The organism is Psychroflexus torquis ATCC 700755 (assembly GCF_000153485.2).
In the GTDB taxonomy this organism is placed as follows: domain Bacteria; phylum Bacteroidota; class Bacteroidia; order Flavobacteriales; family Flavobacteriaceae; genus Psychroflexus; species Psychroflexus torquis.
The window spans coordinates 4,114,423-4,129,842 of sequence record NC_018721.1 but is presented as its reverse complement, the minus strand read 5'-3'; the positions used below and the strand labels follow the sequence as shown (position 1 = coordinate 4,129,842).

At 34.3% G+C, this 15,420-nt stretch carries 15 protein-coding genes; 13 read left to right on the top strand and 2 right to left on the bottom strand.

Annotated features, from left to right (window positions below; all coding sequences use genetic code 11):
* Positions 1–53: 53 nt before the first annotated feature.
* The gene (tsaE, locus tag P700755_RS17720) at positions 54–464 is read right to left on the bottom strand and encodes a tRNA (adenosine(37)-N6)-threonylcarbamoyltransferase complex ATPase subunit type 1 TsaE (RefSeq protein WP_015025987.1); all 411 of its coding nucleotides are present in this window, start codon (positions 462–464) and stop codon (positions 54–56) included.
* A 5-nt stretch (positions 465–469) separates the two neighbouring features.
* Positions 470–2,020 carry a T9SS response regulator signal transducer PorX gene (gene porX, locus P700755_RS17715; RefSeq protein ID WP_015025986.1) on the bottom strand — a complete coding sequence of 517 codons (1,551 nt, stop codon included), beginning with the start codon at positions 2,018–2,020 and terminating at the stop codon, positions 470–472.
* 35 nt (positions 2,021–2,055) lie between these two features.
* Here porX and P700755_RS17710 point away from each other — a divergent pair, with 35 nt between their 5' ends.
* The 13 genes from P700755_RS17710 (at position 2,056) to hisD (ending at position 15,410) form a co-directional block, all read left to right on the top strand.
* Positions 2,056–3,285 (top strand): HD domain-containing protein, encoded by a 1,230-nt coding sequence (locus P700755_RS17710; protein ID WP_015025985.1) that lies wholly within the window; start codon positions 2,056–2,058, stop codon positions 3,283–3,285.
* 24 nt (positions 3,286–3,309) lie between these two features.
* Entirely contained in the window at positions 3,310–4,341 is a 1,032-nt protein-coding gene (gene lpxD, locus P700755_RS17705; RefSeq protein WP_015025984.1) for a UDP-3-O-(3-hydroxymyristoyl)glucosamine N-acyltransferase, read from the top strand.
* Positions 4,331–5,725 (top strand): bifunctional UDP-3-O-[3-hydroxymyristoyl] N-acetylglucosamine deacetylase/3-hydroxyacyl-ACP dehydratase, encoded by a 1,395-nt coding sequence (locus P700755_RS17700; RefSeq protein WP_015025983.1) that lies wholly within the window; start codon positions 4,331–4,333, stop codon positions 5,723–5,725. Before lpxD (P700755_RS17705) ends, P700755_RS17700 begins: the two co-directional genes overlap by 11 nt.
* 1 nt (position 5,726) lies before the next feature.
* Positions 5,727–6,509: an acyl-ACP--UDP-N-acetylglucosamine O-acyltransferase gene (gene lpxA / locus P700755_RS17695; protein ID WP_015025982.1), complete on the top strand. Its 783-nt coding sequence runs from the start codon at positions 5,727–5,729 to the stop codon at positions 6,507–6,509.
* Between the two features lie 6 nt (positions 6,510–6,515).
* Positions 6,516–7,082: an elongation factor P gene (gene efp / locus P700755_RS17690; RefSeq protein ID WP_015025981.1), complete on the top strand. Its 567-nt coding sequence runs from the start codon at positions 6,516–6,518 to the stop codon at positions 7,080–7,082.
* A 13-nt stretch (positions 7,083–7,095) separates the two neighbouring features.
* Positions 7,096–8,031 (top strand): UDP-3-O-(3-hydroxymyristoyl)glucosamine N-acyltransferase, encoded by a 936-nt coding sequence (gene lpxD, locus P700755_RS17685; protein ID WP_015025980.1) that lies wholly within the window; start codon positions 7,096–7,098, stop codon positions 8,029–8,031.
* 151 nt (positions 8,032–8,182) lie between these two features.
* Positions 8,183–8,434 (top strand): hypothetical protein, encoded by a 252-nt coding sequence (locus P700755_RS20925; protein ID WP_245535968.1) that lies wholly within the window; start codon positions 8,183–8,185, stop codon positions 8,432–8,434.
* Between the two features lie 79 nt (positions 8,435–8,513).
* Positions 8,514–9,389 (top strand): succinate--CoA ligase subunit alpha, encoded by an 876-nt coding sequence (gene sucD, locus P700755_RS17675; protein WP_015025978.1) that lies wholly within the window; start codon positions 8,514–8,516, stop codon positions 9,387–9,389.
* A gap of 68 nt (positions 9,390–9,457) precedes the next feature.
* On the top strand, positions 9,458–10,204 hold the full coding sequence (gene fabG, locus P700755_RS17670; RefSeq protein WP_041758510.1) for a 3-oxoacyl-[acyl-carrier-protein] reductase: 747 nt from the start codon (positions 9,458–9,460) through the stop codon (positions 10,202–10,204).
* Between the two features lie 9 nt (positions 10,205–10,213).
* On the top strand, positions 10,214–12,229 hold the full coding sequence (locus tag P700755_RS17665; protein WP_015025976.1) for a vWA domain-containing protein: 2,016 nt from the start codon (positions 10,214–10,216) through the stop codon (positions 12,227–12,229).
* An 11-nt stretch (positions 12,230–12,240) separates the two neighbouring features.
* Positions 12,241–13,056, top strand: coding sequence for a prohibitin family protein (locus P700755_RS17660; protein ID WP_015025975.1), 816 nt, complete (start codon positions 12,241–12,243; stop codon positions 13,054–13,056).
* Between the two features lie 207 nt (positions 13,057–13,263).
* Positions 13,264–14,121 carry an ATP phosphoribosyltransferase gene (hisG, locus tag P700755_RS17655; protein ID WP_015025974.1) on the top strand — a complete coding sequence of 286 codons (858 nt, stop codon included), beginning with the start codon at positions 13,264–13,266 and terminating at the stop codon, positions 14,119–14,121.
* Positions 14,121–15,410 carry a histidinol dehydrogenase gene (gene hisD, locus P700755_RS17650; RefSeq protein WP_015025973.1) on the top strand — a complete coding sequence of 430 codons (1,290 nt, stop codon included), beginning with the start codon at positions 14,121–14,123 and terminating at the stop codon, positions 15,408–15,410. Before hisG ends, hisD begins: the two co-directional genes overlap by 1 nt.
* Positions 15,411–15,420 lie beyond the last annotated feature (10 nt).

The window sequence follows — 15,420 nt, the reverse complement described above, 5'->3', positions numbered from 1 at the left end:
ATGATTACTAGGGCTAAAATAATTAAAATTAATCGGAAACTCTCTTATAATCTTTAAAACTCAGTCAATACAATAGTTCTTGTTTGTTCATCTTCTGCTGTAAATTCTAATAAGCTATAGTGTTGTGGCCATAAATTTGGGATTTTCTCAGGCCATTCTATAAAGACTTGGTGAGAGGAGTCAAGATATTCTTCAAAACCCATGTCATACGCTTCTAGTTCATCTTCAATTCTATAAAAATCAAAATGATAAACAGAATTGGTTATTCCTTCATACTCGTTGACCAACGAATATGTTGGGCTGGAGACACGGTCTTTACTTCCCGATTGTTTTACAAGTTCTTTTATTAAGGTTGTTTTTCCTGAGCCCATTTCTCCTGAAAAAAGAATATTTTTAGATTTTACATACTTCAGAATTTGAGAAGCAGTACTTTCTATATCGCTTAATCGGTAAGTGAAAGTCATATTTTTTATCTAGGTTCTAACACGGCGAAAGGAATGATCATTTCTTCTAATGAAATTCCTCCGTGTTGATAGGAATTTCTGTAGTAATTCACATAATAATTGAAATTATTAGGATAGGCTAAAAAGTAATTCTCTTTCGCAAAAATAAAAGAACTAGACATATTGATACTGGGCAAATGTATTTTTTTAGGATCTTTTGCGACCACAACATCCTTTTCATTATAAGTTAAACTTTTCCCTGTTTTATATCTTAAGTTTAAACTGGTGTTTTTATCACCAACTACTTTTGAAGGGTTTTTAACGTTGATAGTCCCATGATCTGTAGTCAAAATCAATTTAAAACCTAAACTTTGAGCTTGTTGTATGATATCCAGTAAAGGAGAGTTTTTAAACCAACTTTGAGTTAGAGATCTATACGATTTATCGTTTGAAGCCAATTCTTTTATGACTTCTAATTCTGTTTTCGAATGCGATAACATATCGACGAAATTATACACCAAAACGGTCAGGTCGTTATCTTTTTGACTTCTAAAATTATCTGCTAATTTTCTTCCTTTAGTAACATTAGTGATTTTATGGTATTGAGTTTTATACTCTTTTCCAAGGCGTTTTAGTTGAGCTCTGAGAAATTCCTCTTCATATAGATTTTTCCCTCCTTCTTCTGTGTCATTCAACCAATATTCCGGATAGATTTTCTCCATATCGGAAGGCATGAGACCCGAAAAAATAGCATTTCTCGCATATTGTGTAGCAGTGGGGAGAATACTATAAAAAGGTTCTTCTTTAATTTTCTTATAGTGATTTGCTATTATAGGCTCAAAAGATTTCCATTGGTCGTATCTTAAGTTATCAATGACGACTAATAGAGTAGGCTGCTGTTTAGATATTTCAGGTAGTATTTTTGACTTAAAAAGAGTGTGAGATAGAGTTGGAGCTTCAACACCTTTATCGAACCATGTTGAATAATTTTTCTCTATAAACTTACAAAATTCGATGTTAGCTTCATTTTTTTGAGATGTAAGAATTTCAAACATCCCTGTATCTTCAACATTTTCTAACTCTAATTCCCAATAAATCAATTTCAAATATAAGTCTACCCATTCTTGAAAGGAATCCACATCAGTCAATTCCATGGCTATTTTTCTAAACTCCTGTTGGTAATTGAGTGTTGTCTTTTCTGAAACTAGTCGGGTGTGGTCTAGATTTTTCTTTAGACTTAGGAGGATTTGGTTTGGATTGACGGGTTTAATAAGATAGTCGGCTATTTTAGAACCAATCGCTTCTTCCATGATATATTCTTCCTCACTTTTGGTAATCATAATCACAGGGAGGTCTGTTCTGATGGCCTTTATTTCATGAAGTGTTTCCAGCCCTGTAAGCCCTGGCATGTTTTCATCTAAAAAAACAATATCAAATCTATTTTGCTTCACTTCATCTACAGCTTCAGACCCACTTTTACAAGTTGTCACTTCATAAGATTTTTTTTCAAGAAACAAAATGTGTGGCTTTAGCAAATCTATTTCATCATCTGCCCATAGTACTTTTATCTTTGACATATATAGCTTTATATTTGTATTATAAAAAAACTGATTTGAACCAAAGGAACAAACTTAAAATAATAAACGATCCAATTTATGGATTTATTACGATACCAAGCACGCTAATTTTTGATCTCATTGAGCATCCATACTTTCAGAGGCTGAGGAGAATTACTCAAATGGGGCTATCTCATCTAGTTTATCCAGGAGCCAATCATACAAGATTTCATCATGCCTTAGGATGTCTTCATCTCATGAAGAAGGCTGTCGATATCTTAAAGTCTAAAGGCGTTGACATTTCAGAAGAGGAGGAGGAAGCCGTACTGATTGCCATTTTACTTCATGATATAGGTCATGGGCCCTTTTCTCATGCCTTAGAGCATTCTATAGTTAGTGATCTTAGCCATGAATATCTATCATTGGAATTTATGAATAAATTAAATATTGAGTTCCAGGGACAGCTCACTTTAGCTATTGATATTTTCAGAGGAAATCACGACAAGAAATTTTTATGTCAACTCATTTCAAGTCAGTTAGATATAGATCGTTTGGACTATTTAAAGCGAGATAGCTTTTATACAGGAGTGGCAGAAGGCAACATCAATAGTGAGCGCCTTATTTATATGCTGAATGTAGTTGATGATAAATTGGTTGTAGAAGAAAAAGGAATTTATTCTATCGAAAAATTCTTGGTAGCTAGACGTCTGATGTATTGGCAGGTCTATTTGCATAAAACAAGTTTAAGTGCAGAACAACTTCTCATTAGGTTATTGAGAAGAGCCAAATATATTTTTGAAAAAACAGATGATCAGACGGAAAATTCAGTCCTAAATTACTTTTTGAGACATCATATTAACTCTGAAAATTTTGATAATATCACTCTCCAACTTTTTTCAAAATTGGATGACTATGATATCTTTTCAGCCTTAAAGATCTGGCAAAATCACGATGACTTTGTTTTGAGTAAATTGAGTAAAATGATTTTGAATAGAGATTTGTTGAAGATTAAACTGAAAAATGAACCTTTTGATCAAAAAAAACTAAAGTCTCATTTATCTAAAGTTATTAAAAATTATAAGCTTTCTGAAGAAGAAGCAGAGTATTTTGTATTCGAAGGAACCACCTCCAATTTAGCTTATCAGCCTGATAAGGAACATATTAATATTCTGTATAAAAACGGAAAAATAAAGGACGTGTCCTCGGCTTCAGACCAGCTCAATCTAAAAGCATTATCCAAAACTGTAGTAAAGCACTACATATGTTATCCAAAAACCTATAATTAACGGTTTTTTTCTATTTTTGCCATAATGAAATTTACAGCCCAACAAATTGCGGATATATTAGACGGAGACATCGTGGGAAATCCAGATGTTGAAGTCAACAAGCTTTCTAAGATAGAGGAAGGCAAAGAAGGATCACTAACCTTTTTATCCAATCCAAAATATACGTCACATATATACGAAACTCAAGCTAGCATTTGTATTGTCAATAAAAACTTCGAGAAAAGTCAAGATATATCAACAACCTTGATTAAAGTTGAAGATTCTTATGAAGCATTTTCAAAATTACTTGAAGTCTACAATCAGATAAAATTAGATAAAAAGGGTATTGAAACACCAAGCTCTATATCGGAGACAGCTAAACTAGGTGAAAACATTTACATTGGAGCTTTTACCTACATAGGAGAAGATGTCGTTTTAGGAGATAATGTGAAAATTTATCCAAATGTATATATAGGTGATAATGTTACTATAGGAAACGATGTCACCATTTTTGCTGGTAGCAAAATTTATTCTGAAACCCAAATAGGTAATCATTGTACACTTCATAGCGGAGTTATAATAGGTGCCGATGGGTTTGGATTTATGCCTTCAGAAAATGGAGAATATTCCAAAATACCACAAATAGGTAATGTCATAATAGAAGATTTTGTAGATATAGGTGCTGCGACTACAATAGACAGAGCTACATTAGGATCTACTATTATTCGTAAAGGTGTGAAGCTAGATAATCAAATTCAAATTGCACATAATGTTGAGATTGGTGAGCATACGGCAATTGCAGCCCAAACGGGTATTGCAGGATCAAGTAAAATCGGAAAGAACTGTTTGATAGGAGGACAAGTCGGTATTGCAGGGCATATAAAAATAGGTGACCGTGTAAAAATTCAAGCTCAAACAGGTGTTGGAAGGAATATAAAAGATGATGAAGCTATACAAGGCTCTCCAGCCTTTGGATATAGCGACTTTAATAAATCCTACGTGCATTTTAGAAATTTTCAAAAAATAGTAAGCCGCATAGATCATATTGAAAAACAATTTCCAAAGAATGAAAATTAATAATCAAACTACTATAAAAAAAGAGGTCTCCTTGTATGGAGTGGGGCTTCATACAGGTCAAAATGTAACTTTAACTTTTAAACCTGCTCCTATCAATCATGGATTTGCTTTTAAAAGAGTTGATCTAGAAGGAGAACCTATTATTCCTGCGGATGCAAGTTTAGTAACCAATACCGATCGAGGAACAAGTCTAGAAAAAAATGGAGTTGTTATTCAGACTTCAGAGCACGTACTTGCAGCTTGTGTAGGGATGGGAGTTGATAATATTCTTTTAGAATTAAACGCTTCTGAGCCCCCAATAATGGATGGTTCTTCAAAGTTTTTCGTGGAAGCTCTTGAAGAAGCTGGTATCGTAGAACAAGATGCTCCAAGAGATGAGTTTATCGTGGAAGATGTGATTTCTTTTTCAGATGAAGAGACTGGTTCAGAAATCCTTGTGATGCCTTCCAATGAATACCAAGTGACTACCATGGTGGATTTTGGAACAAAGGTGTTGGGAACGCAAAACGCTTATTTAAATAAGATGAGTGATTTCAAAAAAGAAATTGCAGATTCAAGAACTTTTAGTTTTTTACATGAGCTAGAAGCGATGTTAACCAATGGATTAATAAAAGGTGGAGATCTTAACAATGCCATTGTCTATGTAGATAAAGAACTATCTCCAGATACGATGGAACGCCTAAAAGAAGCTTTTGGAAAAAATGAAATTTCAATAAAGCCCAATGGGATTTTAGACAATCTTACTCTTCATTATCCAAATGAGGCAGCAAGGCATAAACTGTTAGATGTAATTGGAGATTTGGCATTAGTAGGAACACATATAAGAGGAAAGGTGATAGCCAATAAGCCTGGTCATACCATTAACACTCAATTTGCTAAAAAGTTAGCGAAAATAATAAAAGCTGAAAAGCGTAATAAAGTTCCAAAATTTGATCTTAATAAACCACCACTTTATGATGTAACTGAAATCATGAATAGATTACCTCACAGGCCGCCTTTTTTACTGGTTGATAAAATTTTTGAATTAACAGATAGGTCGGTTATTGGAACTAAAAATGTGACCATGAATGAACCTTTCTTTGTAGGACATTTTCCAGGTAAACCAGTAATGCCAGGTGTTCTTCAGATAGAAGCTATGGCTCAAACTGGCGGTATCTTAGCCTTAAGTACGGTGGACGATCCAGAAAATTACTTGACCTATTTTATCAAGATAGATAATGTTAAATTTAAACAACAGGTTGTACCTGGAGATACGCTTATTTTTAAACTAGAATTAATATCTCCAATTCGACGTGGTATTTGTCACATGCAAGGTTATGCTTATGCCAATGATAAATTAGCATGTGAGGCCGAACTCATGGCCAAAATCGTAAAAACTAAATAAAATGAATCAACCTTTAGCATACGTTCACCCAGGTGCAAAAATCGCCAAAAATGTAGTTATTGAACCTTTTACTACTATTCACAACGACGTAGAAATTGGAGAGGGAACTTGGATTGGTTCTAATGTTACCATTATGGAAGGCGCTCGAATCGGAAAAAACGTAAGTATTTTTCCAGGCTCCGTAATTTCAGCAGTTCCACAAGATAAAAAATTTGAAGATGAAGACACTATTACCGAAATAGGTGATAATACCACGATTAGAGAATGTGTAACCATCAACAGAGGTACCAATGATAGAATGAAGACTAAGATTGGAAAAAATTGTTGGATTATGGCTTATTGCCATATTGCCCATGATTGCGTTGTAGGTGATAATTGTGTGTTTTCCAATAATAGTACATTAGCGGGTCATATTACCGTCGGAGACTATGCAGTCTTAGCAGGGATGACCGCGGTTCAGCAATTTTGTAGCATTGGACGTCATGCTTTTATCACAGGAGGATCGCTAGTAAGAAAAGATGTTCCTCCGTTTGTGAAAGCAGGAAGAGAGCCCTTATCCTACGTTGGGATTAATTCTGTAGGCCTAAGACGGAGAGGTTTTGATACCGATAAAATAAGAGAAATTCAAAATATTTATAGGATTCTTTATCAAAAGAATTACAACAATACACAAGCCCTTTCTATTATTGAAGCAGAAATGGAAGCTACTCCAGAACGAGACGAAATATTACAATTTATAAAAGATTCCCAGAGAGGAATTATGAAAGGATATTTTTCAAACTAAACACATATGGCAACAACAAGCGACATTAGAAATGGTTTATGCATAAGATATAACCACGATATATTTAAGGTAACAGAATTCTTACACGTTAAACCTGGAAAAGGTCCTGCTTTTGTGCGGACTAAATTAAAAAGTGTTACGACAGGAAAAGTTATTGATAATACGTTTTCCTCAGGACACAAAATTGAAGAAGTAAGAGTAGAAACTCACAAATACCAGTTTCTGTATAAGGAAGGTGAATTTTATTACTTTATGCATGTTGAAGATTTCACACAGATCAGACTTCTTCAAGCGGCATTAGATATGCCAAATTTACTTAAAGAAGGGGAGGTGGTAACTATACTTATCAACACAGAGGATAATCTTCCTTTATCTGTAGATATGCCTCCTCACGTTGTTTTAGAAGTGACTCAAACGGAGCCGGGTGTAAAAGGAAATACCGCTACAAATGCTACAAAATCTGCAACTTTAGAAACTGGTGCAGAAGTAAACGTTCCTTTGTTCATCAATGAAGGTGATAAGGTGAAGGTTGAAACTGAAAAGGGAACTTATAAAGAACGAATTAAAGAATAATAAACTAAGCTGAATGAAGTTTCCACAACCACAGTCTCTTTTAGAAATTTCTGAACTCATTAATTCTGAATTTATTGGTGATCAATATTTTGAAATTCAAGGTATAAATGAAATTCATGTTGTAGAAGAAGGAGATATTGTATTTGTAGACCACCCTAAATATTACGATAAGGCTTTAGAATCTAAAGCAAGCGTAATACTTATCAATAAAAAAGTAGATTGCCCTGAAGGGAAGGCGCTATTGATTTCTGAAGATCCGTTTTCAGATTTCAATAAAATTACCCGTCACTTTTCACCGTTTACAGCGGCAGATGCCCAAATTTCAAAAACAGCTTCCATTGGTCATAATACAGTTATCCAACCAAACGTTTTTATCGGGAATAATGTGAAGATTGGCAACAATTGTATCATTCATAGTAATGTTTCAATATACGATGGTGTAGAGGTTGGCAATAAGGTTCAGATTCATGCAGGCACTGTTTTAGGTGCAGACGCTTTTTATTATAAAAACCGTCCTTCACATCACGATAAATTACTATCGGGAGGTAGTGTTAAAATTGAAGACGATGTAGAGATTGGAGCACTGTGTACTATCGATAAAGGGGTGTCTGGAATCACACTCATAGGAAAAGGCACAAAAATAGATAACCAAGTCCAAATTGGACATGATACAACAATAGGGAAGAAGTGTCTTATTGCCTCACAAACAGGGTTAGCAGGTTGTGTTGTCGTAGAAGATGAAGTCACCATATGGGGACAAGTTGGTGTAGCCAGCGGACTAACTATAGGGACAAAAGCTATTATTTTGGCCCAATCTGGGATTAGTAAAAACCTAAAACCAAATGCAACTTATTTTGGAACTCCAGCAGAGGATGTAAAAACTAAATACAGAGAATTAGCCTACATCAGAAGGATACCAGAAATTATTAAAAAAATTAAAAATTTATGAGTTTAGATTACAAAAAATTGGTCACAAATTTTTTTACTTCCAAATACTATAAAGATCAATCTGAATTGAGAAATTTATACATCCAAAACTAAAAATAGACTGGAATAGCAGTAGGGGTTTTTTTCAGTTCGATTTTGACAAATTTTATAAGATGTCTATAGAAATGGGGAAATCTTTTGAAAATATGTCTCCTGAATTTTCACATATAGTCCAAGAAGATAACCAAGTGTTTGTGAGATTTACTTATAATGTAGAAACGGTTGAATCTCAAGAATTGATTGGATTGGCAGACTTTTTTAGCGTTTGGGAAATAAAAGACAATAAGCTTTACAGAGGTTATATTATGTCTCAACCTTGCGACGATGCTTTAGAAGGTATCCTCTCTTTTATAAATGAAGTATAATTAAGCAATTAAATAACTATATAATTTTTAAGCCTCGTCTTAAAAAATTACTTTTGTTCAACAAAAATTAAAAACATATATGAGCGTTTTAGTCAACAAAAATTCAAAAATTATTGTTCAGGGATTTACTGGAAGTGAAGGATCATTTCACGCCGAACAAATGATAGACTATGGAACCAACGTAGTTGGTGGTGTGACTCCAGGCAAAGGAGGAACTACCCATTTGGGAAGACCAGTTTTCAATACAGTTTCTGATGCTGTTGAAAAAGCTGGAGCAGATACCTCTATTATCTTTGTTCCACCAGCTTTCGCCGCTGATGCTATTATGGAAGCAGCAGATGCTGGTATTAAAGTCATTATAGCTATTACAGAAGGTATTCCTGTTTCAGACATGATTAAGGCTTCAGATTACATTAAAGATAAAGACTGTAGACTTATTGGTCCTAACTGTCCTGGTGTGATTACACCTGGAGAGGCTAAAGTTGGTATCATGCCAGGGTTTGTTTTCAAAAAAGGAAAAGTTGGTATTGTTTCAAAGTCTGGAACCTTAACTTACGAAGCAGCAGACCAAGTGGTTAAAGAAGGTTATGGTATTACCACAGCTATTGGTATTGGAGGAGATCCTATTATTGGAACTACCACAAAAGAGGCTGTAGAGATGTTGGTGAATGACCCAGAAACTGAATGTGTGGTCATGATTGGTGAAATTGGTGGACAATTGGAGGCAGAAGCTGCAAAATGGTATAAAGAAAGTGGAAGCAAAAAACCTGTTATAGGCTTTATTGCTGGTGAAACTGCTCCTGCTGGAAGAACTATGGGACATGCTGGTGCTATTGTAGGTGGAAGTGAAGATACAGCTCAGGCGAAAAAAGCCATATTGAAGGATTCTGGTATCCACGTCGTGGATTCTCCAGCTGAAATTGGTAAAAAAGTAGCTGAAGTACTTTCCAAATAAATTATTTAAAATTCTAAAAGCCTTTACTATAAAAGTAAAGGCTTTTTATGTCAAAATCTATACAATCTATGAAACTACTTGACAAAAAAAATGTAATTATTACTGGTGGAAGCCGAGGAATAGGAAAAGGTATTGCTGAAATTTTCGCTCAACACGGAGCCAATGTTGCCTTTACCTATAATTCATCTTCAAGTTCTGCTAAAGAGTTGGAAGATCATCTTAAAACCTTTGGAGTGATAGCAAAAGCATATCAATCTGACGCTTCTGATTTTGAACAAGCTCAAAAGTTAGCAGATGAAGTTATCAAAGATTTTGGCGGTATCGATGTTCTTATCAACAATGCAGGAATTACAAAAGACAATCTCTTGATGAGGATGAGTGAAGACGATTTTGATAAAGTTATTAAGGTAAATTTGAATTCTGTTTTTAATTTGACAAAAGCCGTTTTAAGACCTATGTTAAAGCAGAGACACGGAAGCATTATCAATATAAGTTCTGTTGTTGGTATCAAGGGAAATCCTGGGCAAGCCAATTATTCAGCTTCAAAAGCAGGAATCATTGGTTTTTCTAAATCCGTAGCTTTAGAATTAGGTTCTAGAAATATACGATCAAATGTGGTAGCGCCAGGATTCATAGAAACTGAAATGACAGAAAAATTAGATGAAAAAACAGTGGAGGGTTGGAGACAAGCTATACCTCTTAAAAGAGGTGGAAAGCCAGAAGATATAGCCAATGCGTGTGTGTTTTTAGCTAGCGATATGAGTACCTACATCACTGGGCAGACCTTAAGTGTAGATGGAGGAATGTATACTTAAAAATTAATTATGACAAGTCAATTTTTGCTATTGCTTCTTTTAAATTTTGCATGTGCATTGGGATTGGCATTTTTATTATATCATAAATTACTAAAAGACAAAACTCAAAGAGTGCTCGCACTTTTTAGATTTTTGTCTTTTTTTTTGATAGGCTTATTACTTATAAATCCTGAAATCAACTCCACAGAACTCAGTATTGAAAAGCCTAAGCTCACATTTGCTATTGATAATTCTGAATCTATCCATAAACTTTCTGATAGCAGAGAAATCAATGATTTTATAAAAAAAATTAGGACAGATGATGAACTAAATTCTAAATATGATTTAAGTTTATTTTCCTTTGGGAATCAATTCAACATATTAACTGATACACTTGGGTTTACAGAATCCTCAACAAACATTTCGAAAGTTATAGATTATGCTTATGAAATAAGTAAAGAAGAGTCGTCTTCATTTGTAATGTTGACAGATGGGAATCAAACTTTTGGGGAGGACTACTATTACAAATCGTTCCCTGAACCTCTATCCTCTTCAATTTTAGTGTTAGGCGATACCACTTCATATAAAGACTCTAAAATCGATTTTATAAACCTCAATGAGTTTGCTTATTTCAACAACGAATTTCCTTTAGAAATATTTGTTAGTCAGAATACATCTATAAACACGACTCAAACCTTAAGTATAGTTGAGAACAATGTAAAACTCGCTTCCAGATCAATTACAATTCCTGCTAAGGGTTCCACTAAAGTTGAGTTCCAACTTAAAGCAAAACCAGTAGGGATGAAGCTGCTTAAGGCCAAGCTAGAGCCTCTTCAAAATGAAAAGAACTTAACGAATAATGAAAAAAGTGTATCTCTAAAGGTCATAGATTCTCGCTCTAAAATTTTACTAATCTCAGATATTATACATCCGGACTTGGGATTTTTTAAAAGGATTCTGGAAACCAATAAAGAGATGGAACTTTTTACAAAAGCCACCTCAGATTTTATTGACTATTCTGAATATGACTTGCTGATTTTATACCAACCTCAATCTTCATTTCGGAAAGTTTTTAATGAAATAAATGCTAACCAATTGAATTATTTTCTCATCGGGGGTTCACAAACCGACTATGGATTTTTAAATCGGTTGGATTTAGGATTTGAAAAAGAATTAATACCTACTACTGAAGAGTATTCTGCTACTTTAAATACTGATTTTGGTCTGTTTCAAATTGAGGATTCAAATTTTAAATCCTACCCACCTGTTTTAGATAAGTTTGGGGATATCAATTTGACAACTAATTTTTCAATTTTTTTAAATAAAAAAGTAAATGGAGTAGAATTGGATTCTCCATTATGGGTGTTTGATTCAGATTCTAATATAAAACGCTCTTTTTTATTTGGTGAAAACTTCTGGAAGTGGAGAGCTAGCTATTATGTTAAACATTCGGATTTTGAAAAATTCGACCAGACCTTCCAAAAGATCCTTCAGTATTTATCACAAGTGAAGTCTAAAAACAGCTTATCGGTGGAGGTGAGTCCAGTGATTAATTCTGGAGAATCAAACGAATTAAGAGCTAAGTATTATGATGCTAATTTTGAAGTAAATCCTAGCTTTAATTTCAGTATTCGTTTTGAAAATCTTGAGACAAAAAAAGCAATAGAATCAAGACTACTTTCAGATGGAGATAGCTATACTTATAATCTTTCAGATTTAGAGCCGGGAACCTATGCTTATGTAATAAAAGGGATGGATGTTGATATTTCTAAAATTGGACAATTTCAGATTTTAAACTATTCTAGCGAACTTCAATTTGAAAATTCAAATTATAAAGGTTTAAGACGACTTGTAGAAGAAAAGGATTTATATATATTTTCAAATAGAGAGGAACTTATTTTAAATTTAAAGTCAAGAGACGTTAAATCCATCCAAAAATCCATCCAAAAAACACAGCTTTTAGTCGATTTCGAATTGCTTATCCTATTATTAGCATTAACTTTGAGTTCAGAATGGTTTTATAGAAAATATAAAGGCCTAATTTAAATTAAATTATTATGGAAAGATTACCTAAGGCGATTGTACCTATCATTATAGCAGTGGTGATTGCAATCATTTTTATAGCAAATTCAACAGTGAACGTCAATTCTGGTGAGGCTGGAGTTTTATTTAAACGTTTTGATGGTGGAGTAGTTACGGATGGCGAACCTCTAAAAGAGGGTTTTCATATTGTAGCTCCTTGGAACACTGTTTTTATTTATGAGGTGAGACAACAAACTATAGATGAATCTATGCAAGTTTTATCTTCAAACGGTCTAGACATTAAACTTGATGCTACAATTTGGTTTGAACCAACTTATGATCAACTTGGTTTATTGCACAAAGAACGAGGACAGAAATATATTTCTAGATTGATACAACCTGCTGTAAGATCTGCGACAAGAGCAGTTGTTGGTCGGTACAAGCCTGATGAATTGTATGCTCAAAAAAGAGAATCAATTCAAAATGAAATATATGATGAAACCAATCAATTACTGAAAAATCAATATGTTCAAGTCAATAGAATTTTGGTAAGAGATGTCTCATTACCACCAACTATTAAACAAGCGATTGAGAGAAAATTGAAGCAAGAACAAGAGTCATTGGAATATGAGTTTCGTTTAGAAAAAGCGACTAAAGAAAAACAACGTCAAGAAATTGAAGCTGAAGGTAAAGCTCGTGCCAATGAGATTTTAAATGCTTCTCTGTCTGAAAATATCTTGAAGGAAAAAGGAATCCAAGCTACAATTGAACTTTCTAAATCTGAAAATTCTAAAATTATTGTAATAGGTTCTGGAGAAAATGGTATGCCTATCATATTAGGAAATAACTAATTTTGTCATAAAAAAAGCGAACTCTTTTAGGATTACATATTTTATTCTAAATTTGCACTGCGATGAAAAATTACAACCTACATCATTATTTATCTAATACGCTCAACGCGGTTGGAATGTAATATGTAGATAGTTAATCATATACAAAACCCGTTTGAGCACTATGCTCTAACGGGTTTTTTAATTTAAAAAACGAGAATCAATACTATGGAAAAACTTAAAATAGCGATACAGAAATCAGGAAGGTTACACGATGAATCCCTTAAAATTCTAAAAAATTGTGGGATTTCCATCGATAATGGAAGAGACCAGCTTAAGGTAGAGGCCTCTAATTTTCCTTTAGAGATCTTTTACCTTAGAAATGGAGATATTCCACAGTACTTGAGAGATGGCATTGCAGACTTAGCCATAGTGGGGGAAAACCTTCTTTATGAAAAGGGAGATGACCTTATTATCCAAAGACGTTTGGGATTTTCTAAATGTAAAGTGTCTTTGGCAATTCCAAAGCAGTCTACTATGAAAGGCGTTAAAGATCTAGAAGGCATGCAGATTGCTACATCTTACCCAAATACACTTCAGAAATACCTGGATAAACAAGGGGTAAATGCTAATATTCACTTGATAACAGGTTCTGTTGAAATTGCTCCTAACATCGGTCTTGCAGATGCTATTTGCGATATAGTATCTAGCGGTAGTACTTTGTTCAAAAATAATCTAAAGGAATCTGATGTTATTTTAAACAGTGAAGCTGTTTTAGCAAGTTCTCCTACTTTATCCAAAGAGAAGCAAGAATTACTGGATAAGTTGATGTTTAGAATTGATTCTGTTTTGAGAGCTGAAAATTCTAAATATGTATTGTTGAATGCTCCAAACGATAAACTTGAAGATATTATTAAGATTCTACCTGGTATGAAGAGTCCTACAATTATGCCTCTTGCAGAATCTAACTGGAGTTCCGTACACACTGTTATTACCCAAGAGAAGTTTTGGGAAATTATAGACGAATTAAAATCTGCAGGAGCAGAAAGCATAATTGTAACTCCAATCGAAAAAATGATTTTATAATGAAAACGATCCAATTTCCAAAGAGAGAAGACTGGTCCGAACTCTTAAAACGACCTACGCGTACTTTTAAAGATATCGAAACCACAGTAGATGACATCTTTAAGAATATTCAACAGACTGGGGACGAAGCTGTATTAAAGTATACTAGCATGTTCGATGGAGCAGATTTAAAAGATCTCAGGGTGACGACCACAGAAATTGAAAATGCTCAACACCAAGTTTCAGATCCGTTAAAATCTGCTATCCAATTAGCTAAATCTAATATTTCTAAGTTTCACGAAGCTCAAAAAACAGAACCTGTTAGGGTAGAAACACAACCTGGGGTGACCTGTTGGCAAGCTAAAAAACCCATACAAAAAGTGGGCTTATATATACCAGGTGGAACAGCTTCTCTATTTTCTACTGTTTTGATGTTGGCCGTGCCCGCGAAGATCGCTGGATGTAGTGAGATTGTATTGTGCACGCCACCAAACAAGGAAGGTAAAATAAATCCTGTTACTTTATATACTGCTGAACTTTGTGGAATCAATAAAATTTTTAAGGTAGGAGGAATCCAAGCTATTGGAGCCATGACTTTTGGAACAGAAAGCATTCCAAAAGTTTATAAGATCTTCGGGCCAGGGAACCAATATGTAACTGTCGCCAAACAAGTGTCCACCACTTTCGATGTGTCTATTGATATGCCAGCAGGCCCTTCAGAACTACTAATTGTTGCAGATGAAACGGCAAATCCTGAATTTGTAGCTTCAGACTTGTTAAGTCAGGCAGAGCATGGCGTTGACTCTCAAGTGGTTTTAGTGTCTACAGATGAAGACACGATTACTGCCGTGCAAAGAGCAATCAAAGAGCAATTAGAAGTTTTACCAAGAAAGGAAATGGCCTCTAAAGCTATTGAAAATTCAAAATTCATACTGGTAAAAGACCAAGATTCAGCTCTAGAATTAATCGACTTCTATGGTCCAGAACACTTTATTATCTCTACCAAAGACGATGATTTTTATGTTGACAATATCAATAATGCAGGTTCCGTTTTCATAGGAAAATACACTCCAGAAAGTGCAGGAGATTATGCTTCTGGAACCAACCATACTTTACCTACCAATGGGTACGCTAAGCAGTACAGTGGTGTAAATCTAGATAGTTTCAACAAAGCGATTACCTATCAAAAAATTACAGAGGAAGGAATTAAAGGAATTGGTGAAGCAGTAGAACTTATGGCAGAGGCCGAAGGCCTTCAAGCTCATAAAAATGCGATGACTTTAAGACGAAAAGCGGTTGAAAATAATTAATACATTAGCG

What these genes read in the sequence shown, in the direction of transcription:
- P700755_RS20925 (WP_245535968.1), top strand. Translation starts at nt 8,183, where the DNA reads ATGTCTATAGAAATGGGGAAATCTTTTGAAAATATGTCTCCTGAATTT.
- fabG (WP_041758510.1), top strand. Translation starts at nt 9,458, where the DNA reads ATGAAACTACTTGACAAAAAAAATGTAATTATTACTGGTGGAAGCCGA.
- sucD (WP_015025978.1), top strand. Translation starts at nt 8,514, where the DNA reads ATGAGCGTTTTAGTCAACAAAAATTCAAAAATTATTGTTCAGGGATTT.
- hisD (WP_015025973.1), top strand. Translation starts at nt 14,121, where the DNA reads ATGAAAACGATCCAATTTCCAAAGAGAGAAGACTGGTCCGAACTCTTA.
- porX (WP_015025986.1), bottom strand. Translation starts at nt 2,020, where the DNA reads ATGTCAAAGATAAAAGTACTATGGGCAGATGATGAAATAGATTTGCTA.
- lpxD (WP_015025980.1), top strand. Translation starts at nt 7,096, where the DNA reads ATGAAGTTTCCACAACCACAGTCTCTTTTAGAAATTTCTGAACTCATT.
- hisG (WP_015025974.1), top strand. Translation starts at nt 13,264, where the DNA reads ATGGAAAAACTTAAAATAGCGATACAGAAATCAGGAAGGTTACACGAT.
- lpxD (WP_015025984.1), top strand. Translation starts at nt 3,310, where the DNA reads ATGAAATTTACAGCCCAACAAATTGCGGATATATTAGACGGAGACATC.
- P700755_RS17700 (WP_015025983.1), top strand. Translation starts at nt 4,331, where the DNA reads ATGAAAATTAATAATCAAACTACTATAAAAAAAGAGGTCTCCTTGTAT.
- P700755_RS17665 (WP_015025976.1), top strand. Translation starts at nt 10,214, where the DNA reads ATGACAAGTCAATTTTTGCTATTGCTTCTTTTAAATTTTGCATGTGCA.
- efp (WP_015025981.1), top strand. Translation starts at nt 6,516, where the DNA reads ATGGCAACAACAAGCGACATTAGAAATGGTTTATGCATAAGATATAAC.
- tsaE (WP_015025987.1), bottom strand. Translation starts at nt 464, where the DNA reads ATGACTTTCACTTACCGATTAAGCGATATAGAAAGTACTGCTTCTCAA.
- lpxA (WP_015025982.1), top strand. Translation starts at nt 5,727, where the DNA reads ATGAATCAACCTTTAGCATACGTTCACCCAGGTGCAAAAATCGCCAAA.
- P700755_RS17660 (WP_015025975.1), top strand. Translation starts at nt 12,241, where the DNA reads ATGGAAAGATTACCTAAGGCGATTGTACCTATCATTATAGCAGTGGTG.